Source organism: uncultured Oribacterium sp. (assembly GCF_902481605.1).
Taxonomy (GTDB): domain Bacteria; phylum Bacillota; class Clostridia; order Lachnospirales; family Lachnospiraceae; genus Oribacterium; species Oribacterium sinus.
In genome coordinates, this window is sequence record NZ_CABSXI010000041.1 from 1 (window position 1) to 19,111 (window position 19,111).

Genomic DNA, 19,111 nt, shown 5'->3' on the forward strand with positions numbered 1-19,111 from the left:
AGTAAAATCTACTGGGGAATAGATGAGTAGAATTTACTTTTTCATTTTTGAATTTTCATAAACTCTTCCCCCCACCTTTGCAAGGCATTTTCTCCTATGCTACACTAGCTAAAGACAATACTTTTCAAAAGGAGTTCAGCATGGAAAAAGCCTTAATTGCCATGAGTGGCGGTGTGGACAGTTCTGTTGCCGCAGCGCTTATGCAGGAAAGAGGATATGATTGTATCGGCATCACCATGAAATTATACGATAGTGAAACCGGACAGGTCTGCCGCAGCAGAACCTGTTGTACCCTAGAAGATGTGGAGGACGCAAGACAAGTGGCCTCTACTCTTTCCATGCCCTTTTATGTTTTGAATTTCAAAGACGATTTTCAGAAGAAAGTCATTCTTCCCTTTGTGGAGACCTATGAAAATGGTGGAACCCCCAACCCCTGTATCCGTTGCAATCGTTTTATGAAGCACGATAAACTATACCAAAGGGCGGAGGAGCTCTCCTGCTCTTATATTGTTACCGGTCACTATGCCAGAATCGAAAAGGACGAAAATACCGGACGATATTTATTGAAGAAGGCAAGAGACGAGAAAAAGGACCAAAGCTATGTTCTCTATTTCTTAAGCCAGGAACAGCTGGCCCATACCCTCTTCCCCTTGGGAGAATATTCCTCTAAAGAGGAAGTTCGAGAAATTGCGGACAAATACGGCTTTATCAATTCCGATAAACCGGATTCTCAGGATATTTGCTTTGTAACCAATGGAGATTACGGAGATTTTCTGGAAAAGTTTCGGGGAAAGCCCTATCCAAGCGGAGACTTTGTGGATGAAAACGGAAAAAAGCTGGGAGAGCATAGAGGTACTATCCGTTACACCATCGGCCAAAGAAAGGGCCTGGGACTTTCCTTGAAAAAGCCCATGTATGTTTCCGGAAAAAATATTGAAAAAAATCAAGTGATTCTCTCTGAAAAAGAAGGGATTTACTTTGAAGGCCTATTGGCCAATGATTTTAACTGGATCAGTCTTCCTCCGAAGGGAGAAATGGCCGTGGAAGCCAAAACCCGGTATAACGGCAAGGCGGTTCCCGCCATCGTCTCCCTCCGGGAAAACGGTAACGTCTTCCTACGCTTTCCGGAAAAAGAAAGAGCCGTAACCAAAGGTCAGGCCGTGGTGCTTTATGACGGAGACTTAGTTCTCGGGGGCGGAACAATTATAGAAGGGTATAAAAAGCTATAGATAAAGCTATGCGATAAGGCTATGAAATATAGCAATAAAATAAGACTATAGAACGTAGCATTAAAATAAGATTTTGATATATATTAGCAAATTACAGTCTAGAACGAAAAAAGTGTCACAGAAAATCTCCTGTGACACTTTTTAAGTAGAGTAGAGTATTAGGCATCTCTATGCTTTCATGAGTATAGGTCTGAAAGGGGGTAATCTGAGCCCGTTGGCACTTGTAAAAAACGAATATCATGAAGTTTTTTACTTAGTGCCATTACGAGGCGAAGTTAGCGAGAGCGTGCCCCCGTATAGACCTATACTGCATGAAAGCAATGCATGAAAGCATACTCATATCACTTATACATACAAAGCTTCATCCGAAAGCTTTGCCTTATGAATCAGCAGAATTCCTCCCCTCTCTTTTCCCTTTACGTTATAAAGGGCGGTATCTGCCGCAAAGGTATAGTCCCAAACCCTGTTCTTTTTCAGGGGAACGGAATTACGGATTCCTTGGGAAATGGTCACAACTCCCCCTCCCACTTCTTCCGAATGTTGTAGGTTCAAGGCTTTCACCGATTCTCCCAATTCCTTGGCATAGCTCAGAAGCTCTTCATCCTGCATATTCTCATAAATCAGAACAAATTCATCCCCGCCGTAACGGGCAGCATAGATGCCGGGATGCTTTGCACAGAGCTTCTTGATTTCCCCTGCTACCAGACGAAGACATTCATCCCCGGCCTGATGACCGTAGCGATCATTGTACTGCTTAAAATAGTCCAAATCCACCATTTCAAAGCCTACAGGGGTTCTGGAATTATATGCTCTCTCAAAGGCTGCATCCGCAAAGGTGCTTAAATGATAACGATTGGGAAGGCCGGTCAATTCATCGTGATCCGCTTTCTGGGTGAGGCGAACATTTTCCTCCTCCATAAAGGCATTCTGCTCCTTTAAATCCTCCAAATCCTTCCGAATCTTTAAGGCAAATAAAAAGGCATTGACCTTTTCCACCTCCTGCTGCTTCACCATCTCATAGTAGTGATATGCAGACTCGTTTCTGGATTTCTCATCGGAAATCTTGTCGAAATATCGAAGCTTGGATTCCAAAAAGCGTTTCTGCAATTCCGGAAGATTGATTTCCAAAAGCTTTCCCTCCAGAAGATGTAAAACCTTATGACATTCCTTAAGCTTATCAATTTCCAAAAAGAAATCCGCCAAATCGCACACATCCTCAATCATATGCGTACGAAGAGCCGTCATTACCGCCCGATCCACAAAACGTCGAATCAAAAGATCCCGCTCCGATATTTTATCCTCGTAATGAGCAAGACGAATAGAAAAGCTTAAAATGTCTATACCGGACAGCAGCTCTCCCGTATAGGGAGAATTCTTTGCCAGGGTTAGAACGGAATCCAGACAGGCTCTTGCCGCCTGCACATCCCGACTTCTGCTTAAATAGATATTTCCCAGGAAAATGTAAATACTCATCATATTGGAAACATACGCACTGTCTACGGTAGTTCCACTAATATCATAGAGGGCTTCTTCGGCATAATAGCGACCATGATCATAGTCATTTAAGCTGAAATAGAGTCTGGCAATATTGGATTTCACAATACCGCTAAGGCTGTTATCCGCTTCTTCCATCTGCTCATAATACTTTAAGGCCGTCATATAATAATCTAAAGCCAGAGCGAAGTTTCCACGCAAAAACTCCGTGATGCCCAAGAGATTATGGGAACGGGTCAAAAGAGAAAAATCCTGTACCTCCTGCTGGGATTTAATGGCTTTGGAAAGATAAAGTTGCATTTGATCCACGTCAAAATGAAAGCTATAGTACGCATCAGCCAACTGATAGTACACATAGCCCTTCAAAGATTCATCATCTAATTTTTCCGCCATTCCAAGAAGGTATCCTAAGCTGTGAAAAATCCCCTCATCAAATAAGGTATACTGTTTTTCTATTAGTAGGGATAGATCTTGTATTTCCTTTTCATATCCGCTAAAATCCATAAATTTTTCCTTTTGAACGAGCTGCCTCAGCATCAACCGTAGCAACCGTTTAAACGAGATATCGCACGCTTTGCGAGCGATACTCGTTATGAATAATAACCGAACTATTATAACAAAAAACCCTCTTATACAAAAGAGGGTTTTTCTAAAATAATTATTATCGCCTTGAATCTTTCCTAATGGGGATCCTCCGCATCTATCGCTCCGTTAAAATTTGCCGGAGCAAGGGCTGAAGTTTCCGGTGCTGCTGTTGCGGGATTTCTTTCCGCCGTTGTCTGGGCAGTCGTAGCACTTGTACTTTCCTTTGTGGATTTCGTACTTTCCTTGGTGGATTTTGTGCTCTCCTTCGTAGAGCTGGTGTTATTTTTCTTTGTAGAAGAACTGCTTTCACTGCTACTCTTCTTGCTCTTAGTACTCTCCGTACTACTTTTCGCCTTTGACTCAGCGGACTTCGCAGCGGAAGTGGTAGTTGTTTGGGTACTTGCCGAGCTTTGTACTACGGAAACGGTGCTTTCCGTACTTGCAGCCTGTGTTTCCGTCACCACAGGGGGGAAATGCTTATACTGTATGCCGTTTCCACCGGCAACATCCTGACCTCGGAAGCGAATCATCTCCGACACGGTAACCAACTGATATCCTCTGGCCGTCAATTCCGGAATAATCGCCTTGCAGGCCTCAGCCGTAGACAGATACAGAGCATGCATCAGCACAATGTCTCCGTCCTTTACCTGACTCAAAACAATCTGCTTGGTTTTTTCCGCGTCCCGAGAACGCCAGTCCTCCGTATCAATAGACCAGAAAATCAGAGGTTTACTTACTGCCGTTTTCACGTCTGCCGTGTAATTTCCCCCGGGAAGACGTACCAATGCAGGAGCTACGCCGGAAGCATTTTGAACCGCCTGATCCGTCTTATCGAACTCATTTCGAATATAGTCCACACCTTTTTTACTCAAATGAATATCATGATCATAGGAGTGATTTCCCACCTCATGACCACGCTCCACAGTGTTTTTAATATCCTCCGGAAACTTTTCCACTCGCTGTCCCACAACAAAGAAGGTAGATCTTCCATTCACCTTCTCCAGCTCATCCATCAAAATGCTGTCCACCTGCACATCCGGTCCGTCATCAAAGGTCAAAGCCACCATGGGTTTGCTAGGGTCGATATATCGTCCGCCGGATAGCACAAGACCATTGTCTTCACTGGCACTTTCTGCGGTTTCCGAAGCACTTTCCTGCCCTTCTCCGCTTTCTTCCGAAAGATCCTCTGCAATGGAGCTTTCCGCTACCGTCTCAATAGCTCCTTTTTGCTCCGTTCTGCTCTTCTCAATAAAATGTACAATTCCGGCAAAGGCCTTAAACACCAGGAACATAAACACCAAGGCTACACAAGCGAAAAGTATCCGAACATTTCTTACCGCTTCTCTTCTCTTCTTGATTCTTGCCTTTCTTCTTCTATATTCCCGTCTCTCCTCTTCCGTCAAACTTCGAGGAATCCTATTACCGCTGCTGCTCCTTCTCTTTGCACTGCTGTTAAGCTTGCTCTGTCGTTCTGCTCTATATTTATCGCTTCGATTACGAAATTTTCTCTCTCCGCTGTCTATATTTCTCTTGTCCGCCATGATTAACCCTTCTTTTTTAGTTCTGCCATTTCCTTCTTACTATACCACAGTTTTTTCAAAAAAAAAAAGGAAGAGTTTTTTAAGACTTGTTAATCCGAAGCATTTTTATTAGAATACTAGCCGAGAAGAAAAAGGAGTATAGCATGGATAAAAAAGGAATTACGGAAGTTAAAAAGTGTTTCAAAAAAGAAGATTGTCGTATTGACCGTATGGTTAGTTGCTTTGTAAATGAAGAGGGAGAAGTTATTTCTCGTTTCTCCGACTCCTTCTATGCTTTGGAGGATAAGGAATTGTTTAAATATTGCGAGCTTTTTAAGCAGTCTCTTTCCGGTAAGCTTGGAAGAAATCTCTATACCCTGGCTTTCCCTCTCGAGGAAGAAAAGGAAGGGGGAAAGCAACAGGAGCTCTATCAGCTTTTGCAGTCCGAGCTGAAGGAGGAGGCTCTTTATGATGCTTTTTTTGAAAAGATTCGAAAGGACTATCCTGTTCCCGGAAAGCATCTTCTGCTTCTGGCCCACGGGGTTTATGACGTACCGAAAAAGACCACCGACGGTTTAGTCCTGGAGGATGCTTCGGAAAATGTTTATTCCTTCCTCCTTTTCGCTCTTTGTCCGGTGAGTCTTCTGAAGGAAGGTCTTTGCTTTGATCAGCAGAGTGATTCCTTTATCAGCCGTTCCGAAGACTTCGTTGTTCAAAAGCCGGAGATTTCCTTCCTCTATCCCGCCTTTCATGATCGAAACAGTGATATTCATGAATTATTGTATCGCTGCAAAAAAAGAGAGGATAGTCTGGACGCAGTTCCTGAAAGCCTCTTCGGCACTCCCCTTCCCATGGGAGAAAAGCAGCAAAAGAATTGTTTTTCCAAGCTGGTAGAAGAAATTTTGCAGGAGGACTGCACCTTTGAAAACGTTCGGCTTCTTCAAGAAGAGCTTGCCGAATTACAGAATAAGGAAAATGAAGAAGAGCGGGAACAAAGCCTTCCAAAGAACCAGGTAAAGGCACTTTTGGAGAAGGCCGGAGCCACAGAAGAACAGTTGCTGAACTTCTCATCCCTGTATGATGAAGAACTGGGAGAAAAAAACGAGAGTCTGTTTCTGGAAAACCTGGCAGATTCCACCCTTCGTTTGGATTCGGACAATGTGCATTTAAGGATTAAAAATGAAGTTTCCGCAATTTTGGAAAGTAGAATCATTGACGGAAAAGAATATCTCTTGCTACCTATTTCCGACAATCTGGAATGCAACGGCATTTCCATACGAAGACGACTTGCGGAAAAGGAAGAGCAATAAACGAGATGTCTCAGGTTCGCCTGCGCCACTTGTTAAGAATAAAAGAAAGAACGATGAATAAAAAAGGGAAGGAGAATTTTTAGGAGCATTTCTCCTTCCGGATGGGAGACAAAGTTGAGACTGGATAAATATCTTTCAGACATGGGGGTAGAGAGCCGTTCCGTATTAAAACGGGAAATTCGAAAGGGCTTGGTCAGCATTAACGGTGAGATTGTGAAGGATCCAAGCATGGAGGTTCAGCCCGGAGATTCCGAGATTATATATAAAGACGAGCCTATTCATTATGAAGAGTTATCCTATTACATGATGAATAAGCCTGTGGGAGTGCTTTCCTCCACTGAGGATAGAAAACAAAAAACCGTTCTGGATCTCTTTTCCGATAAACACAGAAAAGACCTCTTTCCCGTAGGACGCCTGGATAAGGACAGCGAAGGGCTTCTTTTGATTATGAATGACGGCACCTTAGCCCATAAACTGCTTTCTCCGAAAATGCATATCGAGAAAAAATATTTGGTGGAAATCCCCGGCAAAATCTCCGAAGAGGAATTGGATCGCTTAAGACAAGGCATCCAATACGATACGGATTTAATTGCCATGCCTGCAAAAGCCCGCTGCCTGTCTTCCACTGACGAAGGGAGCCGCGTGGAAGTCATTATTATGGAAGGAAAATTCCATCAAATCAAAAAAATGTTTCTGGCCCTGTCTCCGGATTATGTGGTTTCAAAGCTCCAAAGACTTTCCATGGGACCTCTGCATTTAGATCCTGCACTTGCCCCCGGGGAATACCGTAAGCTTCAGGAGGAAGAAGTACAGGCACTGAAGAACTGTTTTTAGACCTATTATTCAGAACTGTTTTTAGGCTCATTTGAGAAGAACTGCTTTTAAAGTCTATTATTCATTCAATCTGTAGAGCACCAGAATATCTCCTACTGCAATGCTAGTGTTCCCCTTAGGAATCACGATTTCCTTGCCTCTTTCAATCAAAAGCACTCTGGCCATCTCATCTTTTGGGATTTCCGCAATGGTTTTATTGGCATAAACACTGTCCCTGTCTACCTCCATCTCAACGATATCCAAATCCGAGGCCATGGTAGACTTGGCAGAACCGATAACCACCCGGTCTCCCACTTGTATCTTCGTATCTCCCCCGGGTAATTTTTTCTCTCCGTTTCTTTCCACCAAAATGATAGGAGTATCCGGCGGCGTAATTATATCCTTAATCAACTGCCCCGCCCAATGATGCCCTTCAGGAATGATAAACTCAATAAACTGCACCGGCTTTTGCTCGGTATAGTCCGTAAAGGTCTTCATAACATCGCTTTGGTCGTCAATCATATCCAGGCGTCCTGCCATTTTCGGTAAAAAGCTTCCCTGGAAGAGAATCGATAAAATCACGATAAAAAACACCAGATGGAACAGAAAGTCTCCGCTTCCCAAGCTTTCCACCGCTAAAATTGCAAATACAATGGAAGCCGCTCCTCGAAGTCCCGCAAAGGAAATAAGGAAATTCCGGTTTTTGGAGGAGGGGAAGAATCTCATAAGCAGGAATACGGAAAGAGGTCTGGCAATAAAAGTCAGGAAGAAGAAAATAATCAATCCCTGAAACGCCACATGGGGAAGCTCCGAGGGCTGGGATAGCAGCCCCAGTAAGAAGAAAATCACTAACTGCATCAGTCCCGTTAAGCCGTCAAAGAAGGACACCATCTCCTTCTTTTCTTTGATTTTTCCATTTCCCAGAATAATCCCGGTAAGATAAACAGAAAGATAACCGTTCCCCCCCAGTACGGAGGAAAGAGAATACGCAGTCACTGCCGAACCCAATACAAAAACAAAGTCGAAGCCATCTCCGGAAACATCTACCTTTCTCATTAGATACTGGGTAAGGAGCGCTACCACAAAGCCCACCGATAATCCCCAGAAAACCTGAGCAAAAAGCATACCAAGCATCTGTCCGAAGGATAAGTCCCCTTGAATCATCAGCATGGATATCAAGGTCATCATATAGGACATGGGATCGTTACTTCCGGATTCAAACTCCAGTAAGGAGGCTGTTCTATCCTTTAAATTCAGTTTTCGGGAACGGAGAATGGAAAAGACGGAGGCCGCATCGGTAGAGCCTATTACGGACCCCAGCAATAGCCCCCAGGAAAAGCTTAAGTTAAACGCTAACATACAGAAAAGCCCTACAACCACCGCCGTTAGTACTACGCCCAAAGTGGATAAGACTACCGCTTCCTTGGAAACATGCTTTGCCTCTTTCCAGCTGGTTCCAAAACCTCCGGAGAACATAATGAATATCAAACCGAAGCTGCAAATATTTTCAGCCAAAGAATAGTTTTCAAAGGGAATCTTAAAAACACCGTCACTACCGAAGACGATGCCTAAAAAAAGGAAGGCCAAAAGCATGGGAAGGCCCATTCTTACAGAGAGCTTTTTCAAAAACACACTGAAGAAAATGACGATTCCCCACATCAATAGCATTTGATTCAGATTCCCTTCCATAACCACACCTCCCCTACTATCTACTCTTTTTTAATTACTATCTTGATTTTTAAAATATTGTTTCATTATTTAAAGTACTATTGATTCCTTTAATTGTCATCTATTTATGAAATTACTATCTGACCTTTAATATCTTTCTATCATTGATAAAACACAAAATCGTTGAAATGCTATTTTAACATGTTTTTAACAAAGCGCATAGAGCGGAATCACAAAGTACGTTGCAGGGTAAAAAGAGAAAGCCGTAGTAGAGCACAAAAAAAAAGGGTCTGCAAAAAATCAAAATATAAACCGTCTTAATGCAATATAGGTGTGAATTAGGGGTAATCTGAGCCCGTCGGTACTTGCGAAAAACAGAAGTTCTTCTGTTTTTCGCTTAGTATCCGCTACGAGGCGAAGTTAGCGAGAGCGTACCCCGTTTCAGACCTATATTGCATAGAGGAATTATTTGATTTTTTACAGACCCTTCTTAAATAATTTTATATTATCTCTTCACGGTCTTTCTCTTTTTGCCGTAAACCAGCGCTGTAGCAAAGCCCAGTCCGGTTAAGCTAAAGAGTGCAAAGTACAGAAGCATTGCACTGCTGTCTCCGGTTTTGGTCTGTCCACGATCAGCGCCCAGAACAGCACCCGGCTCAGCATTCTGCTGTGCATTTCTCTCTGCACCAAGTACAGCTCCATCCGCAGTGATTACATCCGGATTTCCTGCAGGTGTACGGTTCGCATTCAATACATCTCCACCTCTTGGATTTGGCTGTGAAGGACTTGGGCTGGGGGAGTTTCCTCCGCCGTTTCCGCCGCCACCATTTCTGCCACCTCCACCATTGGGGGTAGGAGTATCGTCATTTTTCTTATTTACAAATACATTGACATAGCCGGTAGCAGGATTGCTCTGTGTTGTTGCTGTATAGCCGGCAACGCTATCCTCAGTAACGGTATAACGGATTTCTTTACCGTTTGCATCAAGCTTTGGCATATCAAAGCTGTGCTGCCAACCGTTAGCCTTGTTCAAGGTATAAGTAGCTACCTTCTCTCCGTTAGCAAAAAGCTGTACGTTCAAATGGTCGGGGTGTGGACCCTTACCCTGCCAAATCTTGGTCACAGGAATTACCACTCTGGAACCGTTATAGTTGCTGATGGTGAATCCTGTCTTTTCCGATCCGGAAATAGCCGCCTTAAAGCCTGCTACTTCCTCTTCGGAAACCGTATAAACAATTTCCTTTCCATTGGCATCCTGCTTGGGAAGATTGGAGAAGCTTGCCTTCCAGCCGTTGGCTGCTGATAACTCTACTGTAAGATTCTCATCCTTCACACCGTTCTTTAAAACGGATACCACTACCTTTTCAGGCTTATTGGTCGCAAGAGCCGGATCCAATACCCATTCCTTCTTTACAGAAAGATTGGTTTTCTTGGCAAGAATTTCCTTCTTCTTATTCAGCATTTCCACTTCCACGGTAGCACCCTTTGCAATGGAATTCTCAAAATCCTCTTTGCTGATGGTGCGAGGTGTGGAATCCAACTCGTAGCCTTCCGGAGCCTCCACCTCGGTCAATACATAGTCGGCTTTGAAAACATTATCCAACTTCGCAATACCGTTCTCATCGGTCACAATGGTCTTGGTATATTTAGTCTTAGGATTAACTAAAGTAAACTTAGCGCCCTGCAGAGCTTCCCCGTCATCTCCAACTTTCTTAACCTGAAGGCTGAAGGTTTTTCCGTTTAAGAAACCGCCGGCTTCGCTAACTTCAAAATCTCTAATCTGCTCTCTGCTGACAATTCCGTCACCGGTAAGCTTTGCCTGATTTTTATAAATAGTGCCATTTTTAAATGCTTCATTAATCTCAACATAATAGCTGAAGAAGAAGCCGTCATCCGGATTCAGCTTTCCGATAGTATAGGTAAAGCTTCGTCCATCCGCAGAATACTTCGGAGTAAAAAAGTCTTTGGAGGATTCTGCTGTATTATTCTGCTTGTCACGAAGACTCCAGAATGGACCCCGATTCGCATCCGTATCATCCGGAGCACTTACCCAAACACCGTTCTGCCACTGTCCGGAACGCCAGATTCCCGTTCTTAAGATAGGAGCATAAGTGTCAATATCGGACTGCTTAAGATTTGCATCCGTAAAATGATGCTTTACATCAAAATAGCTAAGCGCATCACTTTGCAGGGTATCGGTGAAAACAACATTCTCATAATCCGTAGCCCCCTGTACCTTCTCGATATGTCGAGCATCAAGGGAAACCGTGTAATGAATCAAGTAATGGGTATTTCCGTCCTGGTCTACCAGTTCAACCAGCTTTCTGTCACGACTCTTCCAAAAGCTGACAGGATTTTCCTTACCGATAATCTGGTAGCCCACATTGTAATTAATTACGGTCTTTCCGTTTACCTTAAGTTCCAGTGGAGTTTTGGTATCGGCTTTTACGACTTCCTTGTCGATTTCCGTATTAAAAAATACACTACCGTCCGTACCGCTGTAATGTTCAGCGTCCTTGGTAAACACAATGCGCATTTCCTTGGTCGCCTGATTATACTCTCCCTTAGCCAGAATCTTTCCGTTATCTCCCGGAATATTAAAGCTCAAGTCGGAGGACTTTAATTCTTTGGGAAGCTGAATAGAGATATAGTCTCCCTCCTGAATACTTAAGCCCTGAACTTTGATGGTGGCTTTAAATTGCATACTCTGATAGTTGGCAAAACTGCTACCCTCCTTCAGAGCCTTTCCGTCTACAAACAGTTCTACATCGGATAAAGCATTTTCAATTGCCTTTCCGCTTGTGCTTCCGGTGCCGGCTCCGGAAATTGTGCTGCTGCTTGCTACTGAAGCTTCTGTACCAGTCCCTGTACTTCCGCTTGCCACTACAGTTGTTCCCCCGCTAGTACCGGTTTCGGCATTGGCATAGGAAAATCCCTGCCATACCATTAAAAGAACCAGCAAAAGGGACAAAATCTGTCTCTTAGCTTTCATATTTCTTCTCCTTAAAAAATACTTAATTTTAGCGTCACTCGCTATTCTAGCATATTTTCTTAAAATTTCAAGGTGAAAAAATAAGTTTTTTTAAAGAATTAATACAGCGATTTTAAATAATTATTTGCTATATGAAAAAACCGCCTAAGAAATCTTAGACGGTTTTTCCTTTATGCTTCCTGCATAGTACTTATGCTTCCTGCCATTTTCATGGGGCGAAAACTGCGTTTTACTTATCAGCTTTCTTTCTTTTCTTCTCGGCCAGTACCCAAGCGAAAAGTCCTACTCCGGTAGTTGCAAATAATGCAAGATACTGAAGGGCTCTGCTGTTGTCGCCGGTAGATGTGGAACGAGATGCATCCAATACGGAACCGTCAGCCTTCTTGTTTCTGCTGGCGTTTAATACGGAACCGTTCTTGCCCTGAGCCTTATCCTGGCTGCCGCCCGGCTCTCTGGAAGCATCCAATACAGATCCGGGAGTATTGGGTTTATTACTTCCTCCACGGTTATTGCTTCTGCTTGGAGTTCCGCCGCCATTTCCGCCACCGTTTCCTCCGCCCTTATTACCCGGAGCGTTAGGATCCTGGCTAACTTTAGTATTGGTAATTACATTGAGATAGCCTGTAGCAGCATCTCCGCTAATCTTGGTGGTATAGCCTGCTACCGCATCCTCTGTAACGGTATATTGAATCTCCTTACCATTCTTGCTTCTCTCCAGATTGGTAAAGGTGTACTGCCAGTTATTGTTGGCGTAAAGATCCTGCTTAGCAATTTCCTTTCCGTCTGCTAAGAGACGAACGGTTACGGATGAGGGATGATCTCCCTTTCCGCTCCATACCTTGGTAACAGGAATGGAAATCTTATTGCTGATGGTATTGGTTAAGGTAAAGCCAAGCTCCTGTGTTCCGGAAATAGCCGGAGCATATCCCTCCACTGCTTTTTCACGAATGGTATAGCTGTAAGCCTTACTGTTTTCGTCATACTTTGGAAGGTCGGAGAAGGAAGTCTTCCAAGCATTTGCCTGGCTTAACTCCTGCGTTACGCCGATAACCTCTCCGTTACGAAGGAGCTCAACAGTTACCTGCTTCGGTCTGCTTTGTGCCTTATCTCCTGCATCTACCCACTTCTTGGTCACATAGAGATTTCTCTTTGCTTCCGCCTTATTGTTTACAACGGTAAGGCTTGCAACCTTAGCCACATCGAACATATCCGCTTTTACACTATAGCTGTCATCGGATAAAATATATCCTGCAGGAGCCTGAATCTCCTTAACGGTATAGTCTCCTCTTAACAAGCCGGAAAGAATAGCTTCTCCGTTTGCATCAGTGGTTAATTTACCCACCTCAGCTCCCTCACTGTTGCTGACACTGAATACCGCACCGGCCAAAGCTTTTTTCGCTTCATCTACCTTCTTTAGCTTAATGCTGTAGGTAGAACCGGAAGCTTCACCACCGGATTTTTGAACCTTAAGGTACCAATCTCGCTTCAAGGGGCTTCCGCCGTTTCCGTCAGAGTTTAACTCTATGGCATTTTTATAAGGAAAACCTGACACCGGTTGCCCGTCTATCTTAGCAAAGTAAACAATCTCAAAGCCTTCATTGGCAGTTGTATTTCCAAGATTTAAGGTAAAGCTCTTCTTGCCTACAGCAGCTTTATACTGTGCCTCCAGATCTGTATTCTGAGTAGCAGGTCCTGTCTTCTGAGAATTACGGATATCCCAATTCTTACCATTTACTTCATTAGCAACCCAGTTTCCATTGACATTCTCTCCTCTTTGCCAGACACCCTTACGAATGGATACGGGATGGGCATCACTGTTGTAGTAGGAAAATGCTCCCTCTCCCAAAGTGTCCTTCAAAGTAATATTGGTTCTTGCACCAACATTTACCAAAATACGATAACGAATCAGATAAACTTTGTTTCCGGAGGCATCTGTTTCCTCTACGAAGTTGCTCCAAGAATCCTTAACCAATTCAAAGTCACCATCCTTGGCAATACCAGTATAGTTGATGGAACCGGCAATCGCCAAGTTTGATGTGTTGTTAACCTTGATAGAAGTGCTAAGCTGCTTGGCTTCTGTCTCCTTATCGGAATTAACCTGAAGAGAAATCCAGAACTTTCCTTTGATATCACTTCTCTGCTCTACATAATTCGTATAAGTCAAGGTAACAGTTCTGTTTGCCGCATCAATGCTTGCGTTGGCTACAAGCTGATCCCCGTCCTTAACCTCAAAGTTATCGGATTTCTGAATCTTTAAAGAATCGGACAACTGGAAGGTTGTCGTATCTCCCGCCTTTGGACTCTGTCCCTCCGGTACGGTAAAATCTACGCTCACACCGAACTGCGCATAGTTATCAATTCCTTCGTTATTATATGCTGCAGAGTTATCCTTATTCACATAAACGGCATTAGCGTTTACGTTGATAGCTTTACCGGTGGTTGCATTAATTGCACTGGCAGCGGCCTGTCTTGCTGCTTCCTGTTTCGCCTGTTCAGCTCGGATATCTTCTTCCGAGGGGCTGCCCTGACTGCCGGTTTCCGTACCGCTTGTCACCGTACTTGGGGATGCCGGGGAAGTAAGCTCATCTGCATTTGCAAAGGATACTCCCTGCCAAGCCATAGCCACGGCCATCAAGATCGCTAACAGCTTTCTTTTACGCTTCATGTCTTCTACTCCTTCATAATGATTTAAAAATTAATACTTAAACAATAGCTAATGTATTCTACCACAGCTTTTCAAAAAAACAAGACATCCTGACAAGGCTTGATTCTTGGAATTTTCTGCTGTAACCGGACGAAAAAAGAAAAAACTGTATAAAGAAGATTGGATTTTTCATTCTTAAGTTTTTTGCACTTCTTTTTTATCCTTTTATGCTTCTTTCCTTTCTGAAAATGAACATTTTTCTCACATTCCTCTTACTTTAGGAAGAATTTAATTTATATTTTTTTTAGAATTTAGTTTCTATTTCTTCTTTTTTTATTTCAAAAAGAATTACAGCTTTACCTTAACAACAACTTTCCTGCATGACATTGGATTGTGTACCGCAACAGCAGGTCTGTGAGCCTCTTCCGGAGAAAGGATGAGATAATCCCCTGCTTTTAAAAGCATTTGAGAATATGCCCCCTTCGGCTCTAAAAAGCAGATATCCTTCCCCTCCGGATTCTCTGTAATCTCACAGGAGGAACGGGCTAGCACATCGATTCTTTCCTCTCCTTCCAGGAGATTCTGGATATCAAAGTAAATGTCATGGGCTTCAAAACGCCGGTCTTTCTCCAATGCCGTTTCAAAGCTTTGCACCATGGCGAAGACCTCATCTCCCAATATAGGATAGTTTCCGTCCTCCAGTTGCCCCAAATCTTCTCTTTTTAAAAACTGAAACGCCGCTTGAAATCGTTCATTGGATAAATCGTACTTGTCATGATTTTTTAAATTCTGAAATACCATTTTCTATTTTCCTCCTTAAGGAATTTCTCCCGCCTGCAAAGGCCCGCCAAAAAGATAGCCTTGAATAATATCACATTGATACTCCAGGAGTTTTTCGTACTGCCATTCATCCTCCACACCTTCTACGATGACAACCTTTCCCAAGTCATGAACAATGTCAATCAAGTTTCGAATAACGTCTCCATTGTTCGGCAGGAAATGATCGATTAAGGACTTATCCATTTTCACCGTATTCAAGGGAATATAGGGCAGATAACTAAAGCTGCTGTAGCCGGTTCCGAAGTCATCCAAATGCAGTTGTATTCCGGCTTCCACCAGACGATTAAAGATTTTCTTGGTTTGCTTGCTCTCCTCGAAAAGAATTCCCTCTGTGATTTCCAAAACCACGTATTCATGAGGAATTTCATAACGATCCAGCTGGTAAAAAAGATATTCCACAAAGTCATCATCATAAATCTGATAACTGCTGAAGTTAATGGAGATTGGGCAAAGAGCATGGCCCTCTTCCTTCCACTTGGCCAGCTGTCTTATAACCTGTTCCACCGCAATCTTTCCCAGCTTGGCAATATAGCCATAGCTTTCCGCCACAGGAATAAACTGATCCGGAGAGCAATCCTCATTTCGAATACGCATAAGGGATTCAAAGCCTACTACTTTTCTGGTCTTACAGTCCACCTGGGGCTGATATACCATATAGAAGGAATTCTCCTGAATGGCATTCTCCACAATCTTTAAAATTTGACTGATTTTTTCTTTTTTGTATCGAAGCTCCTCACTATAGAATACCAAACGGTTTTTTCCCTTCCGTTTTGCAAAGCTCATGGCCAGCCCGGCATACATTACAATCGTCCGAGGACTTTCCCCACCTATGGAAGAGGCCACTCCTCCCGAAGCATTCATATATACCGTTTCTTCTCCTACGGTAATTGCCCTTCGGAAGATGGAAAGGATTTCCGCCAGCTCCGGAGAATCCTCCTGCAAACATTTTCTGGGGAAAATAATCATAAACTCATCTCCACCGTAACGGGAAAGAATGACGCCATGATCCTTTTCAAAGCGACGAAGTCGATTGGCCACAGCCACCAGATATAAGTCTCCCGTATCATAGCCTCTGGATTCATTTAACTCTTTTAAATTATCAATGTCCACTAAAACACAGGAGTAATCTTTGCTGTCTCCAATATAATCTGTAAGCCTTGCCAATGCGGTCTGCCGGTTCAAAAGCTCCGTCAGTAAATCATAGCTTAATTTATGCTCCAAATCATCCTTTGCCAGCAAAAGACTCTCATTTTTCTCTTCCAATTCCTGCAGAACCTTCTTACTGTGCAAACGGCTCATGATGAAGTAAACGGCAATCATGCATACCGCCAGCAAAGGAAAGGCGGCGATAAATAAAAAGCGGGCATAGCGCATAATCCATTGCTGAGGCGTATCTTCCAAGACAACGTTCTTCGGAAGCCGTGCTTTGGAAAGATGGTAAGCACTAAGAACTCGATTATCCACCACAAGCTTTCCCGGGCTATCTTCTTCCGCTGAGGTTTTCTCCACATCCTTCTTGCCTGATAACACATCCATCATCAAAAGGCTGGCATCCTTGGCCATTTGTTTTATGTCCGGTGCTCTTCCGGCCAAAAATCCCCTTACATTATCCAACATAGCATAGCTATACACCGGAACATTGGCTCTGGACAAAATCATTTTCCTAGCCTGATTGCCGGGGTAGTAATTGCCGTCCTCATCCAATGTGGTAGAAATGTAAAGCACAATACTCTTTTCATCCAGCTTCTCAATCTCTTCCAGAAACTCCTCTTTTTTCATCTGCGAAAAATTAAGGCCGGCAAAACGATAGGAAGAAAAGCTTCTTTGCAGGGAGAAAAACTCTTCCTTAGCTTGATTTCCCCAATAGGTATTGTCATAAAGCACCATAATGGTGTCCGCTCCCATTTGCAGGGAAGCAGCCAAGCTTAAAGTATCTTTTAAAAAGGAAGGACTGTAATATCCTGAAATCTTGGGATTTTTAGCCGCATTCTTTGCCAGTTCCTGATTGCTGATGCTGAAGAAAATGATGGGGATATCCGGAAAAAGCTCCTCCTGCTTTTCCAGAACAAAATCCAGAGCCCGATCGTCTCCCACCAAAACCCCGTCATAGGGCTTTTCTCTATTCTCCAAACGGGTTTGTACAAAGGTATAAATCGCCTCGATATCCTTATCATGTCCAAAGTGCTGGAAATCCATGTTGATGGTATCCAGGTGAATATTGGATTGATTAATGATGGATTCCATTCCCTCCAGCTCACTGGCAAAAAGCGGAGAAGAAGTATCATAGGAGCTCAGAAAAAGAATATTCTTTTTCTCCGGGAGCATATAGCTCTCATCGCTCTCCTTCCATTCCTTCCATTCCTTCGGCTTCTGACTAAAAAAATTCTGCCATGCAAAAAAAGTTAAGAACACAAAAAGAAGCAGACAAAGAAAGCTTGCCAAAAGCAAAGCAAAACGAATAATTTTATTTCGTTCCTTATCTCCCATCTGTGCCGCGGTCCTCCTTACAGGCTTATCGTTTCCTTACAAAATTCTTAATCTCATTATTCTAACGTAAAATGATTCCTCTGGCTACGTAAAATCTATAATACTTCCTATTTATTTGATTTTTTAGGAAATCTCCATAAAAAACTTTTTGATTTTCAGCAAATACTATTTATTCTTTCATGCAATTTTTTAGTATATGCCACCAAAAAAAGGAAAGAAATAGGGTTTACCTTAGAGAAAAGGCAAACCCTGCTTATTTTACTCAATATTTTCAATATTACAATCCATGGAAAGGAAATTTAGAGGAATCGTATTTATAAAATACAATTTTTAGTGAATTCCTTAAAACTTATTTGTTTTCTATGCTTCTATTCCTCACAGGAAGCTATACATCCATCTCTCTTCCGCTCTATTTTTATTCTTTGTAATAGATTCGCTCATCTCTTTATTCCCAATTCTTTGTAATAGATTCACTCATCTCTTTATTCACAATTCTTTGCAATAGATTCGCTTATCTCTTTATTCCCAGTCCTTTGGAAGCTCTAAAATCGCTCCGCGGTTTCCGCTGGTAACCAGTGCACGGTAACGAACCAGATATCCATCCAGATCCGGTCTCTTCTTCGGCTTCCAAGCTTTTCTTCTCTTCTCCAGCTCCTCATCACTAAGCTTTACATTTAAGCTGTAGTTTGGAATATCGATGGAAATAATGTCCCCTTCTTCAATCAACGCGATAGGTCCGCCTACTGCCGCCTCGGGAGAAACGTGTCCGATAGCAGCGCCACGGGAAGCACCGGAGAAACGACCGTCTGTAATAAGGGCCACCGTGCTTCCTAAGCCCATACCCACAATGGCTGAGGTAGGATTCAGCATCTCTCTCATTCCGGGTCCGCCCTTAGGACCTTCGTAGCGGATGACCACCACATCTCCAGGATTAATCTTTCCTCCCTTGATAGCAGCAATCGCATCTTCTTCGCAGTCAAATACTCTGGCAGGTCCCTCATGCACCATCATTTCCGGAGCCACTGCGGAACGCTTTACCACCCCGGTATCCGGAGCCAGATTTCCCTTCAGCACTGCAATGCCTCCAATAGGCATAAAGGGCTTATCAATAGGACGAATAATCTCCTCATCCTTATTTCTGGCATGGGCGATATTTTCCTCCATGGTCTTTCCGGTAACGGTAATGCCGGAAAGGTTCAAAAGATTCTTCTTGGACAGCTCCTTCATCACCGCATACACACCACCGGCCTCGTTTAAATCCTCCATATAGGCATAGCCTGCAGGAGCCAAATGACAAAGGTTCGGAGTCTTTGCGGAAATTTCGTTGGCATTTTCCACCTTCAACTCAATGCCGCACTCGTGAGCAATGGCAGGAAGATGAAGCATGGTGTTGGTGGAGCATCCCAAAGCCATATCTACCGTAAGCGCATTTCGGAATGCGGCTTCTGTCATAATGCTTCTGGGGCGAATATTTTTCTCAATCATATCCATGATAGCATAGCCCGCCATCTTTGCCAAACGAATACGAG

General features: G+C 43.3%; 11 protein-coding genes. 3 read left to right on the forward strand and 8 right to left on the reverse strand.

Going from position 1 to position 19,111, the window contains the following annotated elements:
* The first annotated feature begins 140 nt into the window (after nucleotides 1-140).
* Entirely contained in the window at nucleotides 141-1,229 is a 1,089-nt protein-coding gene (gene mnmA, locus RDQ32_RS07740) for a tRNA 2-thiouridine(34) synthase MnmA (RefSeq protein WP_308579833.1), read from the forward strand.
* Between the two features lie 345 nt (nucleotides 1,230-1,574).
* Here the strand turns inward: mnmA and RDQ32_RS07745 are convergent, their stop codons facing one another.
* Both RDQ32_RS07745 and RDQ32_RS07750 read right to left on the reverse strand, forming a co-directional pair.
* On the reverse strand, nucleotides 1,575-3,227 hold the full coding sequence (locus RDQ32_RS07745; RefSeq protein ID WP_183681750.1) for a tetratricopeptide repeat-containing diguanylate cyclase: 1,653 nt from the start codon (nucleotides 3,225-3,227) through the stop codon (nucleotides 1,575-1,577).
* A 176-nt stretch (nucleotides 3,228-3,403) separates the two neighbouring features.
* Complete coding sequence (locus RDQ32_RS07750; RefSeq protein WP_308579835.1) at nucleotides 3,404-4,849, reverse strand: polysaccharide deacetylase family protein; 1,446 nt, start codon at nucleotides 4,847-4,849, stop codon at nucleotides 3,404-3,406.
* Nucleotides 4,850-4,992: 143 nt separating this feature from the next.
* On the opposite strand from RDQ32_RS07750, the gene RDQ32_RS07755 reads away from it, so the two are divergent.
* Both RDQ32_RS07755 and RDQ32_RS07760 read left to right on the forward strand, forming a co-directional pair.
* On the forward strand, nucleotides 4,993-6,138 hold the full coding sequence (locus tag RDQ32_RS07755) for a DUF4317 domain-containing protein (RefSeq protein ID WP_308579837.1): 1,146 nt from the start codon (nucleotides 4,993-4,995) through the stop codon (nucleotides 6,136-6,138).
* Between the two features lie 114 nt (nucleotides 6,139-6,252).
* On the forward strand, nucleotides 6,253-6,972 hold the full coding sequence (locus tag RDQ32_RS07760; protein WP_308579839.1) for a pseudouridine synthase: 720 nt from the start codon (nucleotides 6,253-6,255) through the stop codon (nucleotides 6,970-6,972).
* 57 nt (nucleotides 6,973-7,029) lie between these two features.
* Here the strand turns inward: RDQ32_RS07760 and RDQ32_RS07765 are convergent, their stop codons facing one another.
* The 6 genes from RDQ32_RS07765 to RDQ32_RS07790 form a co-directional block, all read right to left on the reverse strand.
* Complete coding sequence (locus RDQ32_RS07765) at nucleotides 7,030-8,640, reverse strand: potassium/proton antiporter (protein WP_308579841.1); 1,611 nt, start codon at nucleotides 8,638-8,640, stop codon at nucleotides 7,030-7,032.
* Nucleotides 8,641-9,124: 484 nt separating this feature from the next.
* On the reverse strand, nucleotides 9,125-11,611 hold the full coding sequence (locus tag RDQ32_RS07770; RefSeq protein WP_308579843.1) for a Cna B-type domain-containing protein: 2,487 nt from the start codon (nucleotides 11,609-11,611) through the stop codon (nucleotides 9,125-9,127).
* A gap of 229 nt (nucleotides 11,612-11,840) precedes the next feature.
* A complete protein-coding gene (locus RDQ32_RS07775; RefSeq protein WP_308579845.1) occupies nucleotides 11,841-14,276 on the reverse strand; it encodes a Cna B-type domain-containing protein in 2,436 nt (811 codons plus the stop codon).
* Nucleotides 14,277-14,603: 327 nt separating this feature from the next.
* The gene (locus RDQ32_RS07780; protein ID WP_308579847.1) at nucleotides 14,604-15,056 is read right to left on the reverse strand and encodes a YhcH/YjgK/YiaL family protein; all 453 of its coding nucleotides are present in this window, start codon (nucleotides 15,054-15,056) and stop codon (nucleotides 14,604-14,606) included.
* Nucleotides 15,057-15,071: 15 nt separating this feature from the next.
* The gene (locus tag RDQ32_RS07785; RefSeq protein WP_308579849.1) at nucleotides 15,072-17,582 is read right to left on the reverse strand and encodes a bifunctional diguanylate cyclase/phosphodiesterase; all 2,511 of its coding nucleotides are present in this window, start codon (nucleotides 17,580-17,582) and stop codon (nucleotides 15,072-15,074) included.
* 519 nt (nucleotides 17,583-18,101) lie between these two features.
* Nucleotides 18,102-19,111 (reverse strand): dihydroxy-acid dehydratase (locus RDQ32_RS07790; RefSeq protein WP_308579851.1); only part of this gene is annotated, 1,010 nt, incomplete at its 5' end.

Coding starts and splice junctions, on each gene's coding strand:
- mnmA (WP_308579833.1), top strand. CDS start 141: ATGGAAAAAGCCTTAATTGCCATGAGTGGCGGTGTGGACAGTTCTGTT.
- RDQ32_RS07745 (WP_183681750.1), bottom strand. CDS start 3,227: ATGGATTTTAGCGGATATGAAAAGGAAATACAAGATCTATCCCTACTA.
- RDQ32_RS07750 (WP_308579835.1), bottom strand. CDS start 4,849: ATGGCGGACAAGAGAAATATAGACAGCGGAGAGAGAAAATTTCGTAAT.
- RDQ32_RS07755 (WP_308579837.1), top strand. CDS start 4,993: ATGGATAAAAAAGGAATTACGGAAGTTAAAAAGTGTTTCAAAAAAGAA.
- RDQ32_RS07765 (WP_308579841.1), bottom strand. CDS start 8,640: ATGGAAGGGAATCTGAATCAAATGCTATTGATGTGGGGAATCGTCATT.
- RDQ32_RS07770 (WP_308579843.1), bottom strand. CDS start 11,611: ATGAAAGCTAAGAGACAGATTTTGTCCCTTTTGCTGGTTCTTTTAATG.
- RDQ32_RS07775 (WP_308579845.1), bottom strand. CDS start 14,276: ATGAAGCGTAAAAGAAAGCTGTTAGCGATCTTGATGGCCGTGGCTATG.
- RDQ32_RS07780 (WP_308579847.1), bottom strand. CDS start 15,056: ATGGTATTTCAGAATTTAAAAAATCATGACAAGTACGATTTATCCAAT.
- RDQ32_RS07785 (WP_308579849.1), bottom strand. CDS start 17,582: ATGGGAGATAAGGAACGAAATAAAATTATTCGTTTTGCTTTGCTTTTG.